This window comes from Robertmurraya phoenicis (genome assembly GCF_047302285.1).
In the GTDB taxonomy this organism is placed as follows: Bacteria; Bacillota; Bacilli; order Bacillales; family Cytobacillaceae; genus Robertmurraya.
Genome location: NZ_CP154845.1, coordinates 432,644 through 456,666, shown reverse-complemented (window position 1 = coordinate 456,666; position 24,023 = coordinate 432,644). Strand labels below are relative to the sequence as shown.

Annotated in this window: 25 protein-coding genes; 8 read left to right on the top strand and 17 right to left on the bottom strand. The window is 39.6% G+C overall.

The features are described 5' to 3' along the window. Positions 1-6 precede the first annotated feature (6 nt). Positions 7-1,521 carry a sodium:solute symporter family protein gene (locus tag AA0X71_RS02145; RefSeq protein ID WP_413358668.1) on the bottom strand — a complete coding sequence of 505 codons (1,515 nt, stop codon included), beginning with the start codon at positions 1,519-1,521 and terminating at the stop codon, positions 7-9. 548 nt (positions 1,522-2,069) lie between these two features. On the opposite strand from AA0X71_RS02145, the gene AA0X71_RS02140 reads away from it, so the two are divergent. From AA0X71_RS02140 to AA0X71_RS02110, 7 genes are all read left to right on the top strand, one after another. Continuing rightward, positions 2,070-2,825 (top strand): GntR family transcriptional regulator, encoded by a 756-nt coding sequence (locus tag AA0X71_RS02140; protein WP_413358666.1) that lies wholly within the window; start codon positions 2,070-2,072, stop codon positions 2,823-2,825. Positions 2,826-2,846: 21 nt separating this feature from the next. After that, positions 2,847-3,278 (top strand): PTS sugar transporter subunit IIA, encoded by a 432-nt coding sequence (locus AA0X71_RS02135; RefSeq protein ID WP_413358664.1) that lies wholly within the window; start codon positions 2,847-2,849, stop codon positions 3,276-3,278. A 22-nt stretch (positions 3,279-3,300) separates the two neighbouring features. Next, positions 3,301-3,585 carry a PTS sugar transporter subunit IIB gene (locus AA0X71_RS02130; protein WP_413358662.1) on the top strand — a complete coding sequence of 95 codons (285 nt, stop codon included), beginning with the start codon at positions 3,301-3,303 and terminating at the stop codon, positions 3,583-3,585. Between the two features lie 6 nt (positions 3,586-3,591). Continuing rightward, a complete protein-coding gene (locus tag AA0X71_RS02125) occupies positions 3,592-4,860 on the top strand; it encodes a PTS ascorbate transporter subunit IIC (protein WP_413358660.1) in 1,269 nt (422 codons plus the stop codon). A gap of 68 nt (positions 4,861-4,928) precedes the next feature. Next, positions 4,929-5,849, top strand: coding sequence for a phosphotriesterase (locus AA0X71_RS02120; RefSeq protein ID WP_413358659.1), 921 nt, complete (start codon positions 4,929-4,931; stop codon positions 5,847-5,849). A gap of 7 nt (positions 5,850-5,856) precedes the next feature. Then, on the top strand, positions 5,857-6,480 hold the full coding sequence (locus tag AA0X71_RS02115; protein WP_413358657.1) for a bifunctional 4-hydroxy-2-oxoglutarate aldolase/2-dehydro-3-deoxy-phosphogluconate aldolase: 624 nt from the start codon (positions 5,857-5,859) through the stop codon (positions 6,478-6,480). A 10-nt stretch (positions 6,481-6,490) separates the two neighbouring features. Continuing rightward, positions 6,491-7,231 carry a creatininase family protein gene (locus AA0X71_RS02110; RefSeq protein ID WP_413362443.1) on the top strand — a complete coding sequence of 247 codons (741 nt, stop codon included), beginning with the start codon at positions 6,491-6,493 and terminating at the stop codon, positions 7,229-7,231. 139 nt (positions 7,232-7,370) lie between these two features. Here AA0X71_RS02110 and AA0X71_RS02105 read toward each other — a convergent pair whose 3' ends face one another. After that, complete coding sequence (locus AA0X71_RS02105; RefSeq protein WP_413358654.1) at positions 7,371-7,514, bottom strand: hypothetical protein; 144 nt, start codon at positions 7,512-7,514, stop codon at positions 7,371-7,373. 186 nt (positions 7,515-7,700) lie between these two features. Between AA0X71_RS02105 and AA0X71_RS02100 the strand changes: the two genes are divergently transcribed. After that, positions 7,701-8,759, top strand: coding sequence for a LysM peptidoglycan-binding domain-containing protein (locus tag AA0X71_RS02100; protein WP_413358651.1), 1,059 nt, complete (start codon positions 7,701-7,703; stop codon positions 8,757-8,759). A 37-nt stretch (positions 8,760-8,796) separates the two neighbouring features. Here the strand turns inward: AA0X71_RS02100 and AA0X71_RS02095 are convergent, their stop codons facing one another. The 15 genes from AA0X71_RS02095 to AA0X71_RS02025 all read right to left on the bottom strand — a co-directional run bounded on the left by AA0X71_RS02095 (position 8,797) and on the right by AA0X71_RS02025 (position 24,019). Continuing rightward, a complete protein-coding gene (locus tag AA0X71_RS02095) occupies positions 8,797-10,011 on the bottom strand; it encodes a M20 metallopeptidase family protein (protein WP_413358649.1) in 1,215 nt (404 codons plus the stop codon). Between the two features lie 65 nt (positions 10,012-10,076). Continuing rightward, positions 10,077-11,360: a TRAP transporter large permease gene (locus AA0X71_RS02090; RefSeq protein WP_413358646.1), complete on the bottom strand. Its 1,284-nt coding sequence runs from the start codon at positions 11,358-11,360 to the stop codon at positions 10,077-10,079. Further along, entirely contained in the window at positions 11,357-11,851 is a 495-nt protein-coding gene (locus tag AA0X71_RS02085) for a TRAP transporter small permease (RefSeq protein WP_413358644.1), read from the bottom strand. The genes AA0X71_RS02090 and AA0X71_RS02085 overlap by 4 nt, the downstream gene beginning before the upstream one ends. A 70-nt stretch (positions 11,852-11,921) precedes the next feature. Beyond that, the gene (locus AA0X71_RS02080) at positions 11,922-12,956 is read right to left on the bottom strand and encodes a DctP family TRAP transporter solute-binding subunit (protein ID WP_413358642.1); all 1,035 of its coding nucleotides are present in this window, start codon (positions 12,954-12,956) and stop codon (positions 11,922-11,924) included. Positions 12,957-13,000: 44 nt separating this feature from the next. Next, positions 13,001-13,354: a Rieske (2Fe-2S) protein gene (locus tag AA0X71_RS02075; RefSeq protein ID WP_413358640.1), complete on the bottom strand. Its 354-nt coding sequence runs from the start codon at positions 13,352-13,354 to the stop codon at positions 13,001-13,003. A 16-nt stretch (positions 13,355-13,370) separates the two neighbouring features. Next, entirely contained in the window at positions 13,371-14,483 is a 1,113-nt protein-coding gene (locus tag AA0X71_RS02070; RefSeq protein ID WP_413358637.1) for an amidohydrolase family protein, read from the bottom strand. A gap of 14 nt (positions 14,484-14,497) precedes the next feature. Beyond that, positions 14,498-15,169, bottom strand: coding sequence for an RraA family protein (locus AA0X71_RS02065; RefSeq protein WP_413358634.1), 672 nt, complete (start codon positions 15,167-15,169; stop codon positions 14,498-14,500). Between the two features lie 151 nt (positions 15,170-15,320). Then, the gene (locus AA0X71_RS02060; RefSeq protein ID WP_413358631.1) at positions 15,321-15,638 is read right to left on the bottom strand and encodes a DUF3870 domain-containing protein; all 318 of its coding nucleotides are present in this window, start codon (positions 15,636-15,638) and stop codon (positions 15,321-15,323) included. 211 nt (positions 15,639-15,849) lie between these two features. Then, positions 15,850-16,977 carry a KamA family radical SAM protein gene (locus AA0X71_RS02055; RefSeq protein WP_413358628.1) on the bottom strand — a complete coding sequence of 376 codons (1,128 nt, stop codon included), beginning with the start codon at positions 16,975-16,977 and terminating at the stop codon, positions 15,850-15,852. Positions 16,978-17,073: 96 nt separating this feature from the next. Next, the gene (locus AA0X71_RS02050) at positions 17,074-19,065 is read right to left on the bottom strand and encodes a penicillin-binding transpeptidase domain-containing protein (RefSeq protein ID WP_413358626.1); all 1,992 of its coding nucleotides are present in this window, start codon (positions 19,063-19,065) and stop codon (positions 17,074-17,076) included. Between the two features lie 51 nt (positions 19,066-19,116). Next, on the bottom strand, positions 19,117-19,575 hold the full coding sequence (locus AA0X71_RS02045) for a DUF2691 family protein (protein ID WP_413358622.1): 459 nt from the start codon (positions 19,573-19,575) through the stop codon (positions 19,117-19,119). A 2-nt stretch (positions 19,576-19,577) separates the two neighbouring features. Further along, positions 19,578-20,132, bottom strand: a complete 555-nt coding sequence (locus tag AA0X71_RS02040) for a hypothetical protein (protein ID WP_413358620.1) — start codon at positions 20,130-20,132, stop codon at positions 19,578-19,580. Positions 20,133-20,233: 101 nt separating this feature from the next. Continuing rightward, positions 20,234-21,487, bottom strand: a complete 1,254-nt coding sequence (locus AA0X71_RS02035) for an efflux RND transporter periplasmic adaptor subunit (RefSeq protein ID WP_413358617.1) — start codon at positions 21,485-21,487, stop codon at positions 20,234-20,236. A 15-nt stretch (positions 21,488-21,502) separates the two neighbouring features. After that, on the bottom strand, positions 21,503-22,165 hold the full coding sequence (locus tag AA0X71_RS02030) for a hypothetical protein (protein ID WP_413358615.1): 663 nt from the start codon (positions 22,163-22,165) through the stop codon (positions 21,503-21,505). Between the two features lie 492 nt (positions 22,166-22,657). Further along, positions 22,658-24,019 (bottom strand): sodium/glutamate symporter, encoded by a 1,362-nt coding sequence (locus AA0X71_RS02025; protein WP_413358612.1) that lies wholly within the window; start codon positions 24,017-24,019, stop codon positions 22,658-22,660. Positions 24,020-24,023 lie beyond the last annotated feature (4 nt).

Here is a 24,023-nt window from a genome sequence, read left to right as displayed (position 1 = left end):
CACTTGTTATAAGGCTGGTGTAATCTTATTTGTTTCCTTTGCCAATTCTTCATCAGATTTGCTTAATGCTGATAGTATATCCTCAATTTCTGGTTTAACCGGCTTATTGCGATTCAGTAAACCAAGTCCGATATACACTAACCCTGACGTAAAGATTGGTGCCCCAAGCTCAACATACAATGGCCACTCGACACCGTATTTTGTTAGGACAAACATTCCAAAACCGGCAATAATGGAGGCAATCGCCGCCTTTGAATCACTATATTTAAATGCTGGCAATAATCCTAGTAGCATTGGAATGGAAACAGGTCCAACTAACGCCGCAAACCAGGTAATTAATAGACCTAACACCCCACCAAAATTATCAGAGAAAATTCCGATGATTAATGTTAAGAATGTGAAAGCAAACGTAACAATCCTTGCAATTTTTAGGGACACTTTTTGATCAATCCCTTTAAATTTATTCGACATCACAGGTAGGATATCTCTAGTAATAACAGCTGAAATCGTATTTGCATCTGAGGAAGTCATCGACATTGTTGCGGCAAATAAAGAGGCGAGCACAAGACCAACTAATCCAGCTGGTAATAGCTCTTGTGTAAGTAATGCATAGGATTGTGTTGGATCCTCAAGATTTGGAAGAATTAGTGGAGCTGCCCACATCGGAAAGAATAAAATTAACGGCCAGATGAGATAAAGTCCACCTGATAAAAGTGCCGATTTTTTTGCCTCTTTTCCTGATGGAGAAGCAATATATCGTGCTGCAAGGTTCCAAGTTCCACCGTTATAACTGAAAAAGACGATGAAGACATACACCAATACGTATCCTAATGTATACGGTTCATTAAAAAGCTGACTATTGGCTGGCGGGAGATTATCCCAAATTCCGCTAATCGATCCCCATCCACCCATTTGACTTAAAACAACAAAGAACATCACAATACCTGCAATAATTTGAACGATAAATTGTGCAAAATCAGTCCAGAGATCAGCCCAAATACCACCGACTGTAATATAAATAAGGGAAACAATACCGGATAGTAAAATTCCGTACACAATCGGGATGCCAGTAAATACATTAAGTAATAGTCCAATTGCCGCCCACTTAGCACCCACATCGAATAATTTTACAACGACTCCACTCCAAGCCACTAATTGCTGGGTCGGTACATTGTAACGCAACGCAAGAAATTCCGTAGGAGATTCAATATCAAGCTTTGTTCGCAGCTTTGACCAACGCGGCGCCATGATGTATGCCCCTGAAATAACCCCAATCACAATTGGCACTGCCCACCACATATACAAACTAAAACCATGCGTGTAAGCTAGTCCGGCATATGCTACGAATACCGCACCACTATACCCCCCAACATGATGCGAAATTCCTCCTAGCCACCAAGGTAGCTTCCCTCCTGCGACGAAGAAATCTTTTGACCCTTGTACCTTTTTAAAAGACAAAAAACCAATGACAACCATAAGCAAGAAAAAAGCTATAATGACTACCCAATCCAAACCACTCATGTTTCTCCCCCTTTATAATCCGTAATTTCACCCAATAAAACTACAACATAGACAAGCGCTTATTCATCACCCTTTCTAATTAGTCCTAATATATTACTAATTAATTAAAAAAATACCACAACTAAGTTAATTTGTAAATAAATTTCGAAATTTCGAAATTTTATAAGGGAAACATGGGGACAATTCTCTTTTATTTTCCTTCAATTAATTCGAGAAAATAAAAAATAGAGTAGTACTCGATTGGCATCTGATTCCATATCAATCTCAAGCAAAAGGATAGAGAGTGGGAAAGATTCTTACTGGTCCCACTAATACAAAATGCTCACGGAAATCACTTTAACAGTTTAACGCTTTAATTTACTTACTAAAAAAACACAAGAACCGTCCCCTCGTTTCCGTTTCTCCAACAAAACATCATGATGAAAACGGTTAAAATATTCACTTGCGTTTATATTCATCATGATGTATTATGAAAATATACCCACAATACCTAAAAACATCATGATGTTTAAGATTATAAACAAATAAAAACGGAGGCGATAAGACCGGTGCAAACAAACGAATTAGATAAGCATTCAAAAGTACCATTATACAAACAGTTGAAGCTTTTGTTAATGAGGTATATCGAGGAAAACCTTTCTGAAGGGGACTCACTTCCAATCGAAACTGAAATAGAAAAGCTTTATGGTGTAAGCAGAGCGACTGTAAGAAAGACAATCGATGAACTTGTATCAGATGGAATCGTTAAAAGGATTCAAGGAAAAGGTACCTTTGTACAATCAAAAAAAATTGTTCAAACCGCAGGTACCATCACGAGCTGGACAGAAGAAATGCGGCTAAAAGGCAAAAAGATTCACACCGAAAATACCTTGCTAGTTGAAATGGAGCCTTCTCGAAAAATAAGTGAAGAGTTAAAGTTAGCACCTAACGAGAAAGTCATTTGCTTGAAAAGAACTCGATTTGCAGATGGTGAGCCCATTGCCATTATGATTAACTATTTGCGGGCTAAATTTGTCCCGGGGTTCATAGAGAAAGGTCTACAAAAAGAATCGCTATATGAAACTCTTGAAGAAGACTATAATATTCGGCTTAAGAAAGCGGATGAGAGAATTCAAGCAAGAAGTGCAACTGACTTGGAGGCGATCGAATTACGAATTCCTCCCCAATCTGCTTTACTTCACTTAACAAGGGTTTCTTATTTAACGGACGGGACTCCTTTTGAATTAGTTGAGATGTCTAATAGAGGAGATCGTTACCACTATCATATAGAGCTAGATGGAAGAAATAAGCTGAAATCATTTTAATGAAAAGAAGAGGTGGCAAACATGCTCACACTAACTGAGGGTTTAATCGAACTAGACGTAAAAGCCAAAGATGCAGAAGGTGCCATTAGACAAGCAGGGCAACTCTTAGTGAATGAAGGATTAGCAGAAGAAAGCTATGTAGAAGCAATGGTTAAGGGCTATAAAGATGTAGGTCCATATATTGTGGTCGCTCCAAACATTGCCTTTCCTCATGCCAGACCAGAATTTGGTGCAAAAGAAAAAGGAGTCTCTATCATCAGGCTTAGTGAGCCTGTTGTATTTGGACACCCAACGAATGATCCAATCCAACTTGTATGTGCTCTTTGTGGAACAGACAGTACCAGTCATATTGAAATGCTTCAGTCCCTTGCTGATTTACTGAGGGATGAAGAAAAGCTAAACGTCATTATGAATCCAGCAACATCAAAACGAGAAATTCTTTCACTAATATAAAATCTCAAAGGAGTGTTAATCAATGAAAGTTGTAACTGTTTGTGGAATGGGTTTTGGTACAAGTTTAATGTTACTTATGGATATTCAGTCTATCGCTAAAAGTCACGGGTATGAGGTAGATGGTGAAGCAGTTGATTTAGGTTCTGCGAAAGGAAAGACTTGCGATTTTATGGTGGCGTCAAGTGAGATCTCTGCAGAATTGAATGATGAAGCGGTTGAGGTCATCTCAATTAATAACCTACTAGATAAAGAGGAAATTGAAAAGAAAGTCATGCCTGTCATTCAAAAGCTACAAAAAAGGGGGTAGTGAAAAATGTTAGATATCATTGTTTCGATATTAAGTAATCCAGCAATCATACTTGGTATCATTGCCCTAGTTGGATTAGTTGCTTTAAGAAAATCAACTTCCGACGTTATAAAAGGGACCTTGAAAACCATATTTGGCTTTATCATTTTACAACAAGGTTCAAACATTATTGTAAACGCTCTCGTTCCATTCAGCACGATGTTTACAGAGGCATTTGGATTGACGGGCATCGTAGCAGAAGATAATGCATTAGTCGCTGCAGTTCAAACGGTATTAGGAAAAGAGACAGCGCTTATTCTTGTATTCTCTTTCTTGATTAACCTATTAATTGCTAGAGTTACCAAATGGAAGTATATCTTCTTAACAGGACATATGATGTTCTCTTTTGCCGGAACAATGGCAATTGTATTTAACCAAATGGGACTGTCTAGTACAATGACAATTTTACTAGGTTCCATTATTCAAGGGATATCAATGGTATTATTCCCTGCCATTTCCCAGCGATTTGTTCGTAAAATTACAGGGAAGGATGATATTGCTTTCGGTTTCTGGGGGAGTTCTTGGATCAGCTTATCTGGATGGGTTGGCGGTCTCGCTGGAAACAAAGAAAAATCATCAGAAGATGTTAAAGTGCCAAAATCTTTAGACTTCCTGAAAGATATGAGCGTCCTCATGGGTATCGTCATGATTGTCATCTATTTAGTTACCTCTTTATTTGTGGACAAAGAAGTAATGGCTGAGATTTCAGGAGGACAAGATATTGTACAGTTTTCACTTATGAACGCTCTTACCTTTGTAGCGGGAATTCTTGTCTTGCTACAAGGTGTGCGAATGTTCCTTGGAGAAATTGTCCCCGCCTTTAAAGGAATTGGAGAAAAAATTGTCCCAGGTGCTAAGCCAGCCCTTGATGTACCCATCTTTTTCGCTTTTGCACCAATTGCCGTAACGCTTGGATTCCTGTCAGCTTTAGTCGGAAGCTTACTAGTAACCTTTATCTCTACTATTTTACCAGTTGTTGTTCTACCTTCAGTCATCGGATTATTCTTCATGGGTGGTGCAGCGGGAGTATTCGGTAATGCGTCAGGTGGTAGACGCGGAGCGATCATTTCTGGTTTCTTTCTAGGGGTGTCATGGACATTACTAGTAGCTCTTGCCTACCCATTAGTAGATATGAACGCATACGGTGTTGAAGGGCTTTGGTTTGCTTCACCAGATGCCATTATTGTTGTTGTTGTGATTCGCTTAATTGGTTCATTATTTGGGATTGGTCTATAAGACTTGAAAGATGGAGAGTAGATGATTCATTTAAAAATTATCTACTCTTAAAAAAGGAGGAAATCACAGTGGGAAAAGTTAGAACATTATTAGGAGATATTGACGCAAAAGACTTAGGATTTACTTACAGCCATGAACATTTATGGACTTGCCCACCACCTAGTCAAAAAGATCGGGATTTAGAATTAACAGATTATGAGGCCTCCGTAAGTGAATTATTTAGATTTAAAAGAGCCGGAGGACAGGCGCTTGTAGATGCGACTACACTTGATTACGGAAGAAATGCCTCAAAGATGAAACAAATGTCGATTGAAACAGGTGTACATGTTGTTGCAACCTCAGGCTTTAACAAGCATATATACTTTCCTGCATGGGTGAATGCACTGACCATCGAAGAAATTCAGCAGAAACTAGTAAGAGATGTGACGATTGGAATGGATGGAACTGATGCAAAAGCTGGCTTTCTAAAAGCAGGGTCTTGGGATCAATATATTCATCCACTTGAGGAAAAAGTAACAAGAGCAGTGGCACGTGCCCAAAAGGAAACTGGTGCTCCTATCTGGTTGCATACTGAAGCAGGTACGATGGGTGAAGAAATGCTCGATATCCTAGAAGAGGAAGGCGTCGATTTAACTAAAGTAGCCGTAGGACACAGTGATCGAAACGCAGATCCATATTACCACCTGCAGCTTGCAAAAAGAGGAGCATATGTTCAATTTGATGGCGCAAGTAAAATTAAGTACTATCCTGATAGTGTACGTGTCGATCTTATAAAAAATATGATTAATCATGGCTTTGTGAAACAGTTACTAATCTCTGCAGATATGGGCAGACAAAGCTATTTACATGCTTATGGTGGAGGACCAGGATTCGAATATATCCTCAAAAAATATATCCCACGTTTGAAAAATGAAGGGATTAGTAAAGAAGATATTCATACCATTTTTGTAGAAAATCCAGCACGTTGGTTAGCACAATTTGAAGGGTGATGAGATTATGACAGTCAAAAAAGGAACGATTATCGCCATTCTTCGAGGGATTCATCCTGAAGATGCTAGTTCAATCGTAGAAGTACTGCTTAATAACGGAATTTCCTGGGTAGAGGTATCTTTAAGTGATGAAGAAAATGGGCTTCGTTGTATCCAAAATATCCATTCCGCTTTTCAGGATTCCGTTCAATTAGGTGCTGGCACCGTGATTCATCCACACCAAGTGGATAAAGTATTGGAAGCAGGTGCTAAATATATTATTACCCCAGGGTGGGACCGTGAACTAATCCGTTATGTAAAAACAAAGCAAGTAGATGCTTTCCCAGGTGTCTTCTCACCTGGAGAGATTGTCCAAGCCTTACAAGAGGAAATAAATGTCGTGAAACTGTTCCCGACAAATGATCTTGGTTTATCGTATGTAAAAAGTCTACAAGGACCTTTTCCAAATGTACACATCATGGGAGTAGGTGGTGTAGATTTACACAACTTAAAAGACTATTATGAAGCAGGTTGTTCATCATTTGCCATTGGTAGTGATTTAGTCCCAAGAGGAGCCACGAAAAAGGATCTCAATGCCATTGAACAAAAGGCAAAACAGTATGTAGATCTCATTCAGAAATTGGGGAGTTGATGGTATGTCAATGGTAAAAACAGCTATTAATATGACAAGAGATGAAGTAAAAGCAGCGATTGAAGAATATCCAGTAGCTATTTTACCTATTGGAGCAACAGAACAACATGGACATCACCTTCCGTTAGGTGTTGACGTCTATTTAGCAGAGGGAATTTCAAAGCGGATTTGTGAAAAAACAGGCGCTCTCCTTCTACCGACCTTACCGTTTGGCTACTCTTGGGTTTGGCGTGATATTCCTGGCACAGTTTCACTTCAACAGCACCATGTAGAAGCCGTCATTAAGGACGTCGCTCACAGTGTAAGTAGGTACGGAATAAAGACACTTATCATCGTGAATGGTCATGATGCCAATAATGCCAGTATGAAATATGCTACTAGAGAGTTAGTCGATGAACTAGATATGAATGTTGTCTACCTGTTTTATCCAGACTTTGGAGCAGTTATAGACCAATATTGCGAATCTAAACCATGGCACGGAATGATTCATGCTTGTGAATTTGAAACGTCACTTATGCTCGCTTTAAAGCCGGAACTCGTCGATATGTCTAAAGCTGTTAGAGAATATCCAGAGAAGCCAGCTTTATATGGAAAATCTACGATTTCACTAGGAGACCTTAGTAAAAGTGGAGTATATGGAGATGCCACATTAGCTAGTAAAGAAAAAGGAGAAAAACTACTAGAAATCTTCGTGGAAAAAATGGTTGGGTTGGTTGAACTTGCCACTCAAAATCATAAGAATAAGCAGTAAATACCCGAATTAGCGCGAAACAATGGAACAGTTCAAATAGCCACATCAATCAAATGAGGAATTAACTGAACCGATAAAAAGCAATCCGTCAATAAACTGGCCGATTGCTTTTTTTTAATGTATTTTCTATAACAAAAAACTATTTATCATTTAAACTCTTTAAATTCATTTTCAATTCTTCTACTAAATCTTTAAGGGTCGTTTCATCATGCTGTCCTTTTTCAAAAGCTTTATATAACACTTGAAAAAAGTCATTTTGTTTCGTTTCATCTAACTGTTTCAAAACTAGCACTCCCTTATACGAGATTTCCAAAATTATCATATCATCCACCATCATTTTTTGTAAATTGTTTTCCAGTAGTAATTTCTTCATTTTTTGACAATATTTCATAGTTCGAGAGAAATAATGGCATTTCTGTGTTAAAATAATGCTAGAATATTAGATTTTTTTCGTAAGGGAGGATATATTTTGAAGAAAAAAGTCGCTGCTTTGACGTCTGTTGCTCTTTTGTCTACATCATTCGCCACGACAGCTTTTGCCGATACATATAAAGTCGAAAAAGGAGACACTCTCACGCAAATTGCAAAAAAGTATAGTACTAGTGTTTCAAGCCTGAAAACATTGAACAAACTGAGCTCTGATATGATTTATATCAATCAAGTTCTCCAGGTTTCCGCTAGTGCGAAAACAGAAGTAAAAGCACCCACTAAGACAGAGAGCGCCCCAACCACTGTTACGAGTTATACGATCGTAAAAGGAGATACGTTATCAAAAATCGCAAAACAGCACAATATCACCTTATCGGACTTAATGAAGTGGAATAATCTTGACCATCACATTATTTATCCAGGTCAAAAGTTAAAAGTCTCTAATTCTACTCCTACAACTGAGACAAAACCTCAGCCTGAACAAAGCACGGATAAGAAAGAGACTACGGTTGAAACAGCAACTTCTACGTATTTAGTGCAAAAGGGTGATACCCTCAGTCATATCAGCAAAAAATTTGGCACTACGGTTAGTCAGTTAAAAAGCTTAAACGGTCTGAAGTCAGATTTGATTTTTGTAGGTCAAACATTAAAGGTTTCTGGGAAAGAAACTATCGTTGAAGCCGTCAAAGAAGAGAGTAAAACGGAAACGACAGAGAATGTTGTAACGATTCCAGCATCTGCCCAAAAGGTGATTGAAGAATCGAAGAAGCTTCTTGGCGTTTCCTATGTATGGGCAGGAAGCACACCTGCTGGCTTTGATTGTAGCGGATTTATATACTACGCATTTAAATCTTCTGGGGTCAGTGTCAGCCGCCTATCGACGGAAGGCTATTACAGCCGTTCCTATTATGTTGACGCCCCGCAGCCTGGAGATTTAGTATTCTTTGAGAATACATATAAGAGTGGAATCTCTCATATGGGGATTTATTTAGGAGAGAATCAGTTTATCCACGCAAGTTCGTCAAAAGGGGTTATGATCTCTTCTTTAAATGAAGCATACTATCAACAACGATTTGATGGATTTAAGCGATTTTATTAAAACGGGTCACGGGGACAGGTCCCCTGACCCGTTTTTTTTATTTTGGGTCGGGGGACCTGTCCCCGTGACCCGCCCCACGTCCCGCTAAATACTTCAATGCAAATGAACTCATTGTGATGATACCTGTTGAGATAGCTTGTTCGTCAAAGATGATGCCGGAATTATGCAAACCTTTTTGCGTTGCTGGGTTGTCATTTCTAGTTCCTAGTCTAAATAACATTCCATCTACATGCTGTAGATAATAAGAGAAATCCTCTCCTCCTAAAGAAGGTTCTAATAAGTAATCAAGGTTTTCCTCTCCGAGCGTTTCTTTGACAGATTCAGATAATAAATCTACTAATTGATTGTTGTTTGTAACAGGATAGGAACTTAGCACATAATTCACTTTAGCATTTGCTTTAAAAGCCTTCGCGATGTTTTCGGAAATATCCTCCATCGTTTCCTTTATTTTTTCACTTACCTCTGTCTTTAACGTTCTTACCGTTCCAGATATCGTCACCTTATTCGCAATGACATTGTCGGCAGTACCGCCATGGATCTGCCCAATTGTCACAACCGCTGAATCTAATGGCGATAAAGTTCTGGAAACGATTTGTTGCAGCCCACTGACGATTTGTGCTGCAACTGGAATCGGATCGACACTTTTTTGAGGATGGGCCGCATGGCCGCCCGTTCCAGTTACTTCAATTTCAAAACTGTTTGCAGACGCCATGATCACGTCATGTTTAACCCCGATTTTTCCAGCGTCAGTAAATGGCCATACGTGTAAACAAACGATATGGTCCACTTTTGGTTCCATTAATACTCCTTGTTCAATCATTACCTGTGCACCCTTCAGCGTTTCTTCTGCAGGTTGAAAAATAAATTTTATCGTTCCTTTAAGTGAGGCACGCATTCTGTCCAATACAATGGCTGTCCCTAATAAAACGGACGTATGAATATCGTGTCCACAAGCATGCATAACACCACTGTTTTGCGAAGCAAATTCTAGCCCTGTTTCTTCGATAATAGGTAAGGCATCTATATCCGCTCGTAAACCTAGTGTCGGCCCTTCTTCCTCTCCTTTTAAAAGCCCGATTATTCCTGAACCATTCTCACATCGTTGCAACTCTATATTCGTATGTTTCAAAGTATCATAGATTAGTTCCGTTGTTTTAAATTCATTAAAGCTTAATTCAGGATTTTTATGTAAATGACGACGAATTTCGATGATTTGCTCTTCGATTTCAGCTGTTATTTTTTTAACATCCATTCGATATTCCTCCTTCTTTGAAGCCATACGTAAGCAAACAGGGATTAAGGCATTTTAAAATCACCTTAATCCTTCACTAATTGATCCGGAAGCCATGTGCTCAATCCTGGGATAAAGGTAACAATTAATAAACAGATGATTAAAGCGATAATATATGGGATTGTCGCTGGTACAATTTGTTCTATTTTTATCTTACTGATATTACTTATAACAAAAAGCCCAATTCCGATTGGTGGTGTAACAACCCCAATCGCTAATGCCACACACATCACAACGCCAAAATGAACAGGATCTATCCCGTAATTTGTAATAACTGGTACAAGAATTGGCGCCAAAATAATGAGGGCCTCTGTACCAGACATTATCGTACCGGCAAATAATAGAATAACGAGAATGATAAGCAATACTAAAAAGTGGCTATCAGTCAGAGATAAAAAGAAATTGGTTAACGTTTCGCCGACTCGCTCATAGGTGACGATCCAGCCCAACATTCCAGCTATGGCCACTAAAAATATCACATGCGAAGTAAGTAAGGCAGACTCTTTAAATACTTCCACCATCTTACTCCATGTTAACTCTCTGTAGATAAATCCAATAATAATCGTGTAAACGACGGCAAGAATTCCAGCTTGTGTAGGAGTCACCAGTCCCCCCACCATTCCATATAGAACGATAATAGGTGTTCCTAATGTTAAAAGAGCTGCTTTAAATGTTTTCCATTTATAAGATAGTGGAGCAGGTGGATCAACAGGGCATATCTCCCTGCCCGATTTCACTTGGATATAGATCGTAATCATTAACACAAGGGTCATCAGTATGGCAGGAACAATACCTGCAATAAATAATTTGGCAACCGATACTTCGGCAATGACGGCATAAATGATCATAAAAATACTTGGTGGCATAATAGGACCGATACACCCGGACACAGCTGTAATAGCCGCACTAAAAGCATTGCGATAGCCAGCCTCCTTCATCGCTTTATACTCGATCACACCCAGACCTGCTATATCCGCAACAGCAGAACCGGATATTCCTGCAAAAAGAGTACTAGCAACTACATTGACATGGGCTAGTCCACCGGCAATTCGACCAACTAACGCTCTAGCAAAATTGAAAATTCTTTCCGTTAATCCTGCCGTATTCATTAAGTTTCCAGCCAAGATAAAAAAAGGAACAGCCAGTAATGTAAAGTTAAACACTGCACCTGTCAAAGCTTGTGGAATAATTCTAAGTGGGAAACCTCCAACCCAGAAGGTAATTAAGGCAGATATTCCTAGCGTCATCGAAATGGGGGTTCGTATGACAACTAATACAATAAGTAAAGCCACAGTTAACAAGGACATCATGATCTATCTTTCCCCCTTGTTTGTAGTAAGGAATCTAGCAATTCCCTGATTGTCACGATAATCATGTAGATAAAGGAAAAAACAACGGGTAAAGAAAAGAACATATAATTGATTGGAACATAGTTTGCTTTTCTTAAAGATTGGACTTGCAAATAATCAATCATAATGACCAATACGGTTGAAAGGAACACGATGATCAAGATATTGACGACAATATCAAAGAATGGATGGAATTTCTTTGAAACAAATCGATCTAAAAAGATCGTAATTTTTGGGTCCAAATTTCTTTTTAACACAACAGCCATTCCTAAAAACACCATCCAAGAGAAACAAAGTATCGATAATTCTTGGGTTGCAGTGATCGAACTTCCTATCGTTAACCGAAAGGCAATATCAACGATATTAATTAAAATAAGAAGCGCGAAAATTAAGGTAGCAAGAAATAAGTATGTTTTTTCAATTCGTGTAATCATCGAATCAATGAATCTCAATCATATCCCCCCTTATTAGGAAAAATATTGCAGCAAGGAATCCCTTCCTTACTGCAATATTCTGTTTATATTATTGTTGTGCCTTCCATTCCTGTATGTCATTAAGTACTTCTTCGTTTAGGAAACCACTTTGAACTAGATCTTGGTATACCTCTTCCATTTTTTCTTGCCATGGGCTCAGGTCTACTTCATAGACTTGAACACCTGCTTCTTTTAGTTCAGCTAATACCCCTTCTGTTTCCTCATCGATATATTTGGTGCCTATTTCACCCGCTTCATTAGCAGCTTCCACAAGGGCTGTCTGTAAATCTTCCGGTAAGGATTGGAATTTACTTTCATTCATCGCCATAACAAGTGATTGAGGATATTCATACGTAACCGTTACATGCTTCGTTACTTCATGGAAATTCATGCTTGTAACCGTAGAAATTGGTGATGTAGCAGCGTCCACTACCCCTTGTTTTAAAGCTAAATAGGTTTCTGACCAAGGGATAATTGTCGTATTAGCTCCTAAAGCAGACCATGCTTTAATCGCCGTTTCTGATTCAGCTAATCGTAAATTTAGACCCTTTATATCTTCTAATTTTTCAACTGGTTTTGTACTTACCAACACTCGATACGGTCCTCTTATAAAATTTTTCTCTGAATTGATAAAACGAAGACCCACTTTATCAATCAATTCATCTTCCATTTTCTTCTGAATATCTGACTGCAAGAACTCATGATATTCATCATTATCTTTAAAAAGGAATGGCAAACTATGAATATTAAAATCTTTTACATAAGGAAGATAGTAGGTCATTGTCTCAAAATAAATATCCTGAGCTCCAGAGATGACATTCTCAATTTGTTCAGATTCAGTTCCTAATTGTTCATGAAAATAAACGTCAACTTTCAATCTGCCATCTGTTTTTTCCTCTACCAGTCTCATAAACTCTTTAACACCTTCGCTCTCCACATTGTTTTCCGGCATCTTCGTGCCCATCGTTAAAACAATGGGTTCATCACTTGTTCCAGAACTAGCTTCATTCGTTTCGGATCCACCACAAGCAGCTAATATAACGATAAACACCGATAATAGAATACAGAGACCTACCTTCTTCATGACGATTTCCCCTCTCAAAATATATTAATCGTTAGCCATATCACTTACATTTGCAGAAAAAGAACTCCATTATCTTCAAAAACGGGATAGGTTTTAAGTTTTGATTTGGTAATACCAAAAAGTGGTTTTCCAGATTCAATATCAAATTCATACCCATGCCAAGGACATACTAGAACCTTGTCTTCCAAATCATAGTGAATCTCACTTGGATCAGAAGGGATCATCGTTCCGCGAATATCCCCATGACACATGCTCGCCCCTTTATGAGGACATCTATTAGATAAGGCATAAAAGGTTCCATTTGAATACAAAACTGCAATACTTTTACCATTTATTTCAAAATTCTGACAACGATTTGCAGCTAATTCCGAAATTTCTCCAAGCCGATAATTCAACATCGTTCCCTCCCTCGTGTTAAACTCTGATCCTTAAACCAAATAGATTGGCAGCATTATCATGTAAAATCTTCTTTTTTTGTTCTGGTGATGAAAATAATCGATGGAAGATTTCGTCAGGCATATCGTTATCCCAATGTGGATAATCACTGCTAAAGAGAAGATTGTGTTTTGCATCAATCATATCTAGCATGCTATCAAATTGCTTCTTCGGCATTTCATCAATTGGTTGGGTTGTAAAAAAGACATTCTCTCTCACGTAATCACTAGGCTTTTTCTTCACCCAAGGGGTTTCAATCCGTAAATTTCTCCATGATTGATCCATTCTGGTTAAAACCGAACCTAACCAGCTGAACGCATATTCTACAAAAACAATTTTTAACTCTGGATACCGTTCAAATACACCTTCAAAAATAAGGTTAACGAGCATTGATTGAGCAATTTGAGGATATGTTATATATCTTTCGACATAATATTTTGTTACTCCTCCTGCGAGCGGTGCAGCTCCAATATACGTCCCTTCTGCCCCTGTCACATGAGTCATGATAGGTAAGTTTTCTTCGATAGCTGCTTCATAAATAGGATAAAAGTATCGATCACCCAGCAAGATGTTCATTAAAGGAAGGTTAATTCCAATAACTCCTTTTACTTTTGCTAATCTTTTAATTTCTTTTACAGCTAGGATTGGATCTTGCGGAGTAACATTAATCACAAAATGATAGCGCGGGTCAACGCTTAACCATTTATCAATAAAATAATCATTATAGGCAGATGTCATCGTATGAACCATATCTGCATTCGTCCAAACAAGAGATAATTGCGATGGCTGCATGGCTATTAAGACAGCACATTTTGGATCGTAGACATCTAAATAATGTTCTTTTGTAAAGACCGGATCAGAGCCAGCAATTCTTCCATCTGGTGCGATCGCATCCTTACGAGTAACACTTCCTCTAGGATTTACATGTCTATTGGAGTGAGGAACAAGTCCAGACATTTGAAACTTTTTTTTCCAAGAGCTTTCCATATATGGGTATAGTTGTTCTAGTCCCCCTTCTACAACTGGGTGGACGTCACAGTCAATAGGTCTAATGATTTCTTCACTTATCTTCGTTTCTTCTGTATTACTCACTCAAGTTTCCCCCTTTAACGAATGATTCCATTTTCTCTTAAGAGCTGATCAGCCTTTGTAATTGAGGCAAGCGGCAAGCCTTGGTCGATCTTCTCTTTCATGATTTGTTCGATGGCTTCTTTTTCCTCCGCTTTCACTAACCATTCCTCAATATCGATGTCTTTACTCAGTACCAATACTCCGTTTTCATCAGCCAAAATCGTATCGCCAGGCTCCACTGTCACCCCACCACATTGGATGGTTGTATTAATTTCGCCCGTATTTCCAACCAATCTTGTTGTCACGGGAGAGAGGCCTGTTGCATAAATAGGGAAATTCAGCTCCCTGACAGATGTAATATCTGTGATCGGGCCGTCCACGATTATACCCGCTAGATTCTTTTTCTTTGCTGCATAGACAATGATTTCCCCTACACAGGCATATTTCTCATCTCCATTCCGGTCAATCACAAGTACATCTCCCTCTTGTGCTAGACTAATTGCTTTATGCACCATAACAGAATCGACTGAAGTGGTTTTCACTGTGAATGCAGAACCTACAAATTTTATATTCTGGAGCATTGCTTTGATCCTAGAATGCATAAAGCCAAATTGCAGCCAATGTCCAATTGTGGCAGGATCAATTCTCAACAGTCTGTTTTTCATCTCCACAGTAAGTTCCTTTTCTATGCGGGGCAATACCTTCATGTGAACTCCTCCTCTAAAAAAATTGAAATAAAAAACCAGTAGTAAATAAGCACACGAAAAAAAGTGCCTATTACTACTGGTTTATATCCATTAATAAAAATTGATTTTTGGTCAATCCTCATAGATACCCAGTTATATAATTATCTTTTTCTTACTTAGGATTATCTTTAAATCGTTCATAAGCTGAGCGTACTGCTTGAATGATCGCCCCTTGAGAAGGCATTAAACATAATTTTTTCATTTTATTTAGTAATGGATCAATTCCTTGATGTAAATCATAGCCAATCACTAAATTGCTTAAAAAATCATTGGAAAGGGTTGTTATTAAGGTAAATTCAGCTTTTTCAATGATTTGAGTTTCTTTATTAATGACCAGAACTGCCCCAATAAATTTCTTTTCTTCATGAAGCGCTATTCCTTTTGGAACTTGTGCATGTCCTGATACAATCAAACAGCTGTCATTACTCATATGAACCTCTCCAAACTTTTATAAAAACTATTATAACAGTGCTAAACTTGTTTTTCAATATTATTTATAATCAGAATTTTTTAAATGGTTTTCATGGCGGGTCATGGGGACAGGTCCCCTGACCCGATTTTAAATGGGCTGAAGGAAGGTACAAGGTACCCCCGAGAGCAACTGGCTGGGACAACAAACCTGTCTCTAAGTCCCTGTTTACTTAATAAATGACCGCTGCTGTTTTCTTCTTAGGCTTTGTCCAGTGTTGCTCACTACCAGGCAAATCATCAAACCATGTTGCATCATCCGGACAATCTAGTACCATGAATTTACCATATTCATTGTCACGTGATTGATGATATTTTAAGTAAGCTTTGCCGTCTTCAATTGCTAAGATTTCGATTTTTCCGCTTGTATGACTCATTGAAAGACGTACGCGTTTTCCTAGACCTGATGTTCTAGCTTTCGCTTTTTCGACGATATCATATAGCTCTTTAAGCGTTAGGACAAAATTGCTATTTCCTGCTACCGGACGATTCACGAAGAAGTAGTACGGTGTCACACCAGCCCATGATAATTTGTCCAGCAATTCCGCTAACACTTCTGGATCATCATTAATTCCTTTTAAAACCGGCGTTTGATTAACAACTATTGCACCAGCATTATGCAGAGCTTGGAACCCTTGTTTAGCTTCATACGTAATTTCAACCGGATGGTTTATATGGGCCATTACATAGATTCGCTGTTCTGGCGTTGAATATTCTCGGATTAAATCCAATAATTCTTGGTCCTCATAAATTCGCATCGGGTTAAATACAGGTAGTTTTGAACCTAAGCGAATAATTTTTACATGTGGAATCGCACGAAGGCGCTCAATAATGATACGCAGTTTCTTTGTAGCTAAAATTAACGAGTCCCCACCTGTTAACAATACATTATTAATTTCCGGATGCTCTTCGATATATTTTAAGCCTGGTTCCACATTACTCATGGCTTCTTTTACATCGTTTCTGAACAATCTCTTTCTGAAACAATAGCGGCAATATGCACCACAAACCTCTGAAACAACTAGTAATGCAGTTGTAGAATATTTATGTTGGCAACCTGGAACCACATAGTTTGTTTCCTCATCAGAAGCGTCCCAACAGCCATATTCCTGTAATTCCTCTTCATTTGGAATGACAAGTTTACGGATTGGGTCATTTGGATTATCCCAATCTATTAAACTTAAATAATAGTCATTTACACGGAAGGCATATTTCTCCGTAACCTTCTTCAAAACTTGCTTTTGAGCCTCAGAGATTTGTGCAATTTTATCTATATTCATAATATATTTGGGCTGTGCCATAAGACATAATCTCCTTATTATCGGGTCACAGTGGGCACGGGGACAGGTCCCCTGACCCGTTTTTTTGTGGGACGAGGTACCTGTCCCCCCGTACCGCTATCTTTCAAATATTGCTTTAACCTTGGCCACAGCCGCTTTCGATCCACCGCTGTCTTCTACCCCTTCAACCATTAGGGCAATTAACAGCTCAGGTTGTTCTGGATTGTATGCGACGAACCAGCCGTTTTCCTGACCTGCTTCTCCTTGGGCTTGTTTTAATTCTGCTGTACCTGTTTTTCCTGCCAGCATGTATCCATCAATTCTGCCTGAGTGTGCTGTACCTTGTGGGTCTTGAACGACCTTTGTCAGTACATTATTCAATTTCTCTGCTTCACTCGCAGGAAGAAGGTTTTCCTTCCAAACCTGACTCTTTTCTTCCTCAGCGAATAGAATCGGTTTGATCAAATTCCCTTGATTGACAAGTGTCGTATAGGCGCTCGCCAAGTGGATGACGCTCATTTCCACCTGTCCTTGACCGTAGCCAGAGTCAGCTAATGTGACTTCCTTCTCTAATCCACCAAAATGGGAGGTTTCGATCGGGTATGAATATGGAAAATCCTCTCCAAATCCGTAGCTCTCTAGCCCTGTAGCAAAGCCGTCCTCCCCAATATCAAGAGCCGCTTGAGCAAAGTAAATATTGTCGGAATACAGCAATGCATCTTCTAAATTCACCGGTTTATTCGGGTCCTTCACCCGTGTTACTTGATAGCTCCCCCATGATGCATCCTTTTGCCATCTTAGACCGTTGACGTTGATCGTTTTCTCCCAATCAATCTTCCCGGTAGCTAATCCAATCGATGCTGTAATCGGTTTGATGACCGAACCTGGGGCATAAGTCGACTTGAAACGATTCAGTAACGGGTTTTTCGGATTCTCTTCTAACGCCTTCCACTGCTCAGAAGTGGCGCCTAGCGCTAAAATATTCGGATTAAAGCTTGGACTGCTCACTAATGCATGAGTTTCACCTGTTAATGGGTCGATCGCAGCGGCCATCCCTGCATCTCCATTAAATTGTTCATACGCCTTCTCTTGCAGGCTTCCATCAATCGTAAGTTGAACATTTTCCCCATGCTTCACTTCTTTTTCAGCAAGGATTACCTCTGTTCCATCTTCTTTATTGATATATACTTTGATGCCATTTTCACCTTTAAGACGCTTCTCTAATACTTGTTCCAACCCTCTTTTACCAATCAAATCTGTACTGCTATACCCTTCATTTTTCTCCATCTCTTCTGCCGTAATTGGTCCAACATAGCCAATTAAATGCCCGGTCGCTTCACCATAAGGATAGATTCTTCCTTCTGCATCCTGCTTGAGGACAGAAGGAATCGCAAATAATTTTTCCAATAGTTCTGTATCGTCTGGTGAAACCTTTTTAATCGGAACAAAATAATCTGGTTGAACCCAAGACGCATTTAAGGCATTCTCGATTTGTTCTGTGCTCATGCCCAATAACTCTGAGACCTGCTTCATAATTTCCGTTTCCTTGCCTTCCATATTAGCTGGAACAATGCCAATTTCATAAACCGTCCCCGTGACCGCCAACGGATCCCCATCCCGATCAAGAATATCACCCCGTCTAGCCGGAATGGTGGAAAGACCAATCTTATCTGCCTCTTCGAGTTCTGCAAAAATAAACGTCGTGTCCCAGTTCACATACCAGTCTGTTTCCTCGTTTCGCTCTTCTTTGATCAGTGTTGCTTCGTGGTCAAAAGAAATAGCTCCTGCAACACTATCCATTTCTACTGAAAAGGGAAAGCTGATGTTCTCTGCTTTTTTGTCTGTTTCCTCTTCAGGAGGGGTGAATTCCACCTTCAAATTGTTAATCTCTAAGTCTTCATATATTTTGGAGTAACGTCCTGTAAAATCCTCTTTCGAAATACTTTCCTGTGCCTCAGAAGATAGCTGCTCATACATCTCATCAAATTTCTGATCATTCCAAAGCTTCACATATTCAGTGAATGTATCCTCTGGCTTTGGCTCCTTGTTACATCCAGCAAGCGTGATAGATACAATAATTAAGAAACCGATTGCAAAAAACTTTTTCATAATTGTCGGATACCCCCTTATGCTTTCAGTGTATCATGATGAGAAGTACGTTTACCAAGCTACTATGCTTGTGTTTGAATCATTTTTATCTGTTACATATTCGATTTTATCAAATTGATGTTCGAGTGCATTTTCGTATAAAAGTTTGATGGCTTCTTGATTCTTACAATAGATCGTAACATAGCTAGTGTCCACAACCAAAAGAACAAGTTCACATGGACTTTCCTTAAACTCTTGATAGGTTTCAATTGGGGAGATTTGGCCCTTTGGGAACGCTTGTAAATCAACAAAAATCAAATAGGATCTATTATAATCAATGAGTTTTTTGAGTTCTGTCCCCTCAATAACATCTCCCTTTAATAAATCTTTATCTAATTGATCATTGATAATCAGATAGGACTCCCCCTGACCAATTTTCCACTGATATTCAGTCATATCAATCGGTTTCAGCACGTCTCCAAGAAAATGTCCATATTGATTTGGAATTTCAAAGCGAATGCCCCTTATCATCTTTACTCTCCTTGAAAAATGGTAATCTGAAAGGTTTGATTGTAATCATAGCCATTCAGATAGATATCGAGGTCATGGAAGTAACGATGTAACTTTCTCATCGCCTCTCGATCATCTTTGCTTGCGACAATTTCAGCTAACTCTTTGATTTTATCAAAATCCATCTGCACTGCTGCGTCCATCACATCTACGTTTTCCAATGCATCAATAATTAATTCTGCCTTCTGCTGTTGCTCCGTGTAGCTTGCTGTATCAATTCGGCCCCACCCTAATGTTTCATTGTAAAAGTTATGTAGTTGGCCGATAAAATCATGTCCATTTCGAAATCCAAGCTCATCATTTTTAAAGACAATGATCGCTTCCGATACTGGTGTGTTGACGATCTCTGTTGAGAAATCATCACTTTCCTGGGTGACAGAGGGACCATTTCCGGTTGTTTCTATCGCTTTTTGGTTATTTGTGTTTGATGCACCTAATAATGTCCATCCACCCCACACACCTAAGCCTATCACGACTAACAAAAGAGGGGTCAGCCATAACCAAATTTTCAGCTTCATTTTTCCACTCCTTACTTTGGGGACGAGGCGGGTCACGGGGACAGGTCCCATGACCCGTTTTTGGGGTCGGGGGACCTGTCCCCGTGACCCGTGACCCGCGGTTACCTATTTAATAATCCTCTTCCCAAATACTTCAATATCTCCTTTTTGCCCATTTCTTTCAATTCTTGTGTACTCATTTCGCTCAAAACAAGTGGGGTGAAAAAAGAAGTGTTGTTTCGGATTCTAGTCGGTTCGTTAACAACTAGCTCGCCTTCTTCCGCTTCACTTGTAATCTCGTAAACACCATTTATCGTGATCCCCATTTGAACTGGACGCTTCTCGATCGTGCCATTACTTTTTAACACATAGATATCGCCAAGACGATTCGTCTCACGTGGCAAAGTTAAAGCATCCTCGACTTCCTCTGTAATGATTTTGACCGAAACATGGGATCCGGTGTAAATCGTTGCTTGAGAAGCCTCTTCTGTTTCAGTTTCGTTTAAATTCTCTTCTGAAAGATCTTCAGTTGAATTTTCTTCCGGTTCCTGTAATTGCACGACAAATTCATACTCGCTCTTTACTCCCACCTGCGGATCGTCTTCAGGGGTTACAGAGACCTTTGAAATGACTCCATCCATTTTTCCAAAAGAACCTGAGACAATGACCTTCATTCCTTCTTGTATCTCCTGTAAGTCTTCTTCTGCAAGAAGTCCTTTTACATGCTGGTCAGTAGAGGTAATCGTTACAACCGGATTTTGGAGATGATGGGAAATTTCTTTTACCATCCCTGCAATCGGACTATCCACCGTTAAAGATCCTAAATGGCTATTAGAATTTGCAATGAGTTCTTCAAATTTATCAATCTCGGCTTCAATTCTACTTAATTGTAATTCTTTTTCATAGATTTGTGCCTCAATCGTGCTTGCGACGGCTTGATTGGATGGGTTTTCTTCATCTTCTTCTACTTGTCGTAAGCCTCGTTCAATGCTTTCAAGATTTCGGATATTTTCCTGAAGTCCATATTGTTCTGATTGAAGTTTCGTGATTTCCGCTTCAAACTGCTCAATCGTAGCCTCAAGATTACGTGGCGAATATTCAAATAGAGGCGTACCAGTTGAAACTTGATCGCCCACTTTTACGAAAAATTGCTCGAAGTCTCCAGCCCCTTGCTGGAAATACACATATTCTTCTTCTGCCGGCGCTACAACTCCTGCTCTTTCTGTCGATAAAACAAGATTCTGCTTTTGCACCGTTCTCCACTCATTTATGTATTCCGACCTAGCTATTTCACTATCTTTCTTTAAAAGTAAATAAAAGTTCACAGCAACAAAGAGCGCAATGAAGATTATGGCTGTCCACTTTTTCCAGTTCATCCTTGCTGCCCCCTTTTAAAATAGAACCTCAAATTTTATATAAGAAAAGACCGCCGTAAAAATCCAGAATAATAGTTGAATAGAGACGATTAATAATAGAATTAGTTTTGGACTCTTCTCGGTGATAACGCGCAAATATTTATATTGTATGATCATCGCCCAAATGGAAAAGAGCGAAATTTCACCAAAGAAATGGGCAATTAACTGATAATCCGTTATGTATTGTGTGAGCACCCCTAATGCAAATGGTGAAGAAGCCGAATCTAGTCCAAAATAGAATTGCATCGGGATGGTGAGCATTTTTTCGAACATAAAAATGGCTGTAACAAAGAGCTGTACGACGACGAGCTTACGATATTCAATATCCGTAAATACCCAAAATATGAGGGCCGGTAGAAAAATTAATATGGCCGTTGCAAGTATGGATTGCACGACTTGTCCTATCGCAAATAAGCCTTTAATGGTTTGGAATTCTGACGAAGTCGTTTCATAGATTAACTTTGATAGAGAGTCATTTCCAATTCCAAAATAGACGGCAATTCCCGAGAGAATGAGGGAAATCACCAATAACCATGTGGTCCATTTCCAAATACCTGTTAGTTTTTCCGCTTTATTGATCTGATGAGCACTTATATAAGGAGCCCTTAACCCCTTCCAAATATGAACCTGGTAATACATATGGCGTCCTCCAACATATGTCATAATCTGTCTCTTCCATTTTACAACAATATTTGGAAATCGGCACGCAATTGCCAGAATTGATGGAAATTGGTTCGAAAGATGTGGATTGATGTCATTTTTAGGGGAAGATTAGGGAGATGCGACTACTGATTTTGGGTGGATTGCGGGTGTTTTGGGGTTTATTGCGGGGGATCTGACGGGGATTGCGGGCGTTTCAGCCATGATTGCGGGGGATCCGACGGGGATTGCGGGCGTTTCGGCGATGATTGACTGGATCCAACGGGGATTGCGGGCGTTTCGGCGATGATTGCGGAGGATCCGACGGGGATTGCGGGCGTTTCAGCGATGATTGCGGGGGTTTCGAAGGTTATTGCGGGGGATCTGGCCATGATTGCGGGGGTTTTAATGATAATTGCGGATCTCGCAGGTTATCATAGTACCATCCCCCAAAAAAAGAAACCCGGCATAATCGCCAGGTCTCCCAAAAAATCAACTAATTTTCCTATCTGATTCTTTCCGTGACAAACCCCATAGCCCGAAGTATTTATAGGCAGCGATAATTGCCGCAGCTCCGACTAGAAGGATTATCGGCATTATCCACGGTTGTCCGGCGGTGACGAGGATTGGACCAAAGGTGATGATTAAGATTTCGACTGGTACCATCCCTATGTAGGCAAGTGCATAATCATCCATCGTTTTACTTTTTAACTCTGGGTCAACGATGCGAAGAAGCGATAACCCCATCGCAACTGTCCCAGTGCTCCAGCCCCACCCAAATAATGATTTCTCAAACCAGAATGTTTGGAAAATATTTGGTCCGAGAACCTTGAAAATGAGATAAGCCCATATGGCACCGAAAACGAATAAAACGATTAGAGGCACAGCGTAATCCATAACGACGGTAATATTAATAGAAGCAATCCCTATTGCTACTAAATAATCGGTAGCACTCCCACCAATTCGTTCCATTACACGCCCATCGACATATTTGTCTGCCTTCATTTTTCGTAAAAGAAATTGAAAAACAAGCCCGACCACGAAAGCAATACTTAATAGTGGAACGGAAATGCCTGGTAAGAGAGTCCCTAACATTTCTGTGACCCAATAGGCGACCCCTACGACAAATGCAGCTATAGACAAGTGCAAAACAAGCGGATCAATCGAGCTTGGTGAAACTGTTTCATTCCCCATATTGGTGCGGGAATGGCTCGGAACTAATCCAGAACGAACTTCGGTAGGCAATGCTTTGAAGCTTGAGATAAAATTAGTATGACCTTTTTCCGTTCCTCCTTTGACAAGGATGAGGCCACCTAACACGGCAATTAAAATTCCAACTGTTGCCGAAGTCATGCCAAGCGTCATCGCATCTTCCCAGCCATATTGATTGAACGCATCCCCAATGGCTGCAGCAGTTCCGTGTCCTCCGACAAAACCTGCACCTAGAATGAGGCCAAATCCACTAGGAAGATCGGTGAAAATTTGATTGATGACAGCAAGCCCGAAAAAGGCACCTCCACCCCACATTAAAAGGGTTAATAGCATCGAGTAGGACCACATATTGCGGACCCTTGTGATAATGGTACGAATATTAATTTTTGCGGAACCGATTGGAATCGTTCCAAAGATAACAGCGATTAACAGACCTGGATATGCGGAAAATTGACTGGAGAATGGAAGAATATTCACTCCACTTGGACCTAATGCGAGCCCAATAAAACCGGCAATAATACTTGCGGGGAGAAAAAGAGCTTGGATCCACCTTATTTTTGCTCTTAAAACGGTACCCACTAAAAGCAATCCTGAAATAATACTGATGTCGATTAACAAAGACCAAATTGAAAATTCGTTCATATTT

Coding starts and splice junctions, on each gene's coding strand:
- AA0X71_RS02145 (WP_413358668.1), bottom strand. CDS start 1,521: ATGAGTGGTTTGGATTGGGTAGTCATTATAGCTTTTTTCTTGCTTATG.
- AA0X71_RS02135 (WP_413358664.1), top strand. CDS start 2,847: ATGCTCACACTAACTGAGGGTTTAATCGAACTAGACGTAAAAGCCAAA.
- AA0X71_RS02130 (WP_413358662.1), top strand. CDS start 3,301: ATGAAAGTTGTAACTGTTTGTGGAATGGGTTTTGGTACAAGTTTAATG.
- AA0X71_RS02125 (WP_413358660.1), top strand. CDS start 3,592: ATGTTAGATATCATTGTTTCGATATTAAGTAATCCAGCAATCATACTT.
- AA0X71_RS02115 (WP_413358657.1), top strand. CDS start 5,857: ATGACAGTCAAAAAAGGAACGATTATCGCCATTCTTCGAGGGATTCAT.
- AA0X71_RS02110 (WP_413362443.1), top strand. CDS start 6,491: ATGGTAAAAACAGCTATTAATATGACAAGAGATGAAGTAAAAGCAGCG.
- AA0X71_RS02095 (WP_413358649.1), bottom strand. CDS start 10,011: ATGGATGTTAAAAAAATAACAGCTGAAATCGAAGAGCAAATCATCGAA.
- AA0X71_RS02090 (WP_413358646.1), bottom strand. CDS start 11,360: ATGATGTCCTTGTTAACTGTGGCTTTACTTATTGTATTAGTTGTCATA.
- AA0X71_RS02080 (WP_413358642.1), bottom strand. CDS start 12,956: ATGAAGAAGGTAGGTCTCTGTATTCTATTATCGGTGTTTATCGTTATA.
- AA0X71_RS02075 (WP_413358640.1), bottom strand. CDS start 13,354: ATGTTGAATTATCGGCTTGGAGAAATTTCGGAATTAGCTGCAAATCGT.
- AA0X71_RS02065 (WP_413358634.1), bottom strand. CDS start 15,169: ATGAAGGTATTGCCCCGCATAGAAAAGGAACTTACTGTGGAGATGAAA.
- AA0X71_RS02060 (WP_413358631.1), bottom strand. CDS start 15,638: ATGAGTAATGACAGCTGTTTGATTGTATCAGGACATGCACAAGTTCCA.
- AA0X71_RS02055 (WP_413358628.1), bottom strand. CDS start 16,977: ATGGCACAGCCCAAATATATTATGAATATAGATAAAATTGCACAAATC.
- AA0X71_RS02050 (WP_413358626.1), bottom strand. CDS start 19,065: ATGAAAAAGTTTTTTGCAATCGGTTTCTTAATTATTGTATCTATCACG.
- AA0X71_RS02045 (WP_413358622.1), bottom strand. CDS start 19,575: ATGATAAGGGGCATTCGCTTTGAAATTCCAAATCAATATGGACATTTT.
- AA0X71_RS02040 (WP_413358620.1), bottom strand. CDS start 20,132: ATGAAGCTGAAAATTTGGTTATGGCTGACCCCTCTTTTGTTAGTCGTG.
- AA0X71_RS02035 (WP_413358617.1), bottom strand. CDS start 21,487: ATGAACTGGAAAAAGTGGACAGCCATAATCTTCATTGCGCTCTTTGTT.
- AA0X71_RS02030 (WP_413358615.1), bottom strand. CDS start 22,165: ATGTATTACCAGGTTCATATTTGGAAGGGGTTAAGGGCTCCTTATATA.
- AA0X71_RS02025 (WP_413358612.1), bottom strand. CDS start 24,019: ATGAACGAATTTTCAATTTGGTCTTTGTTAATCGACATCAGTATTATT.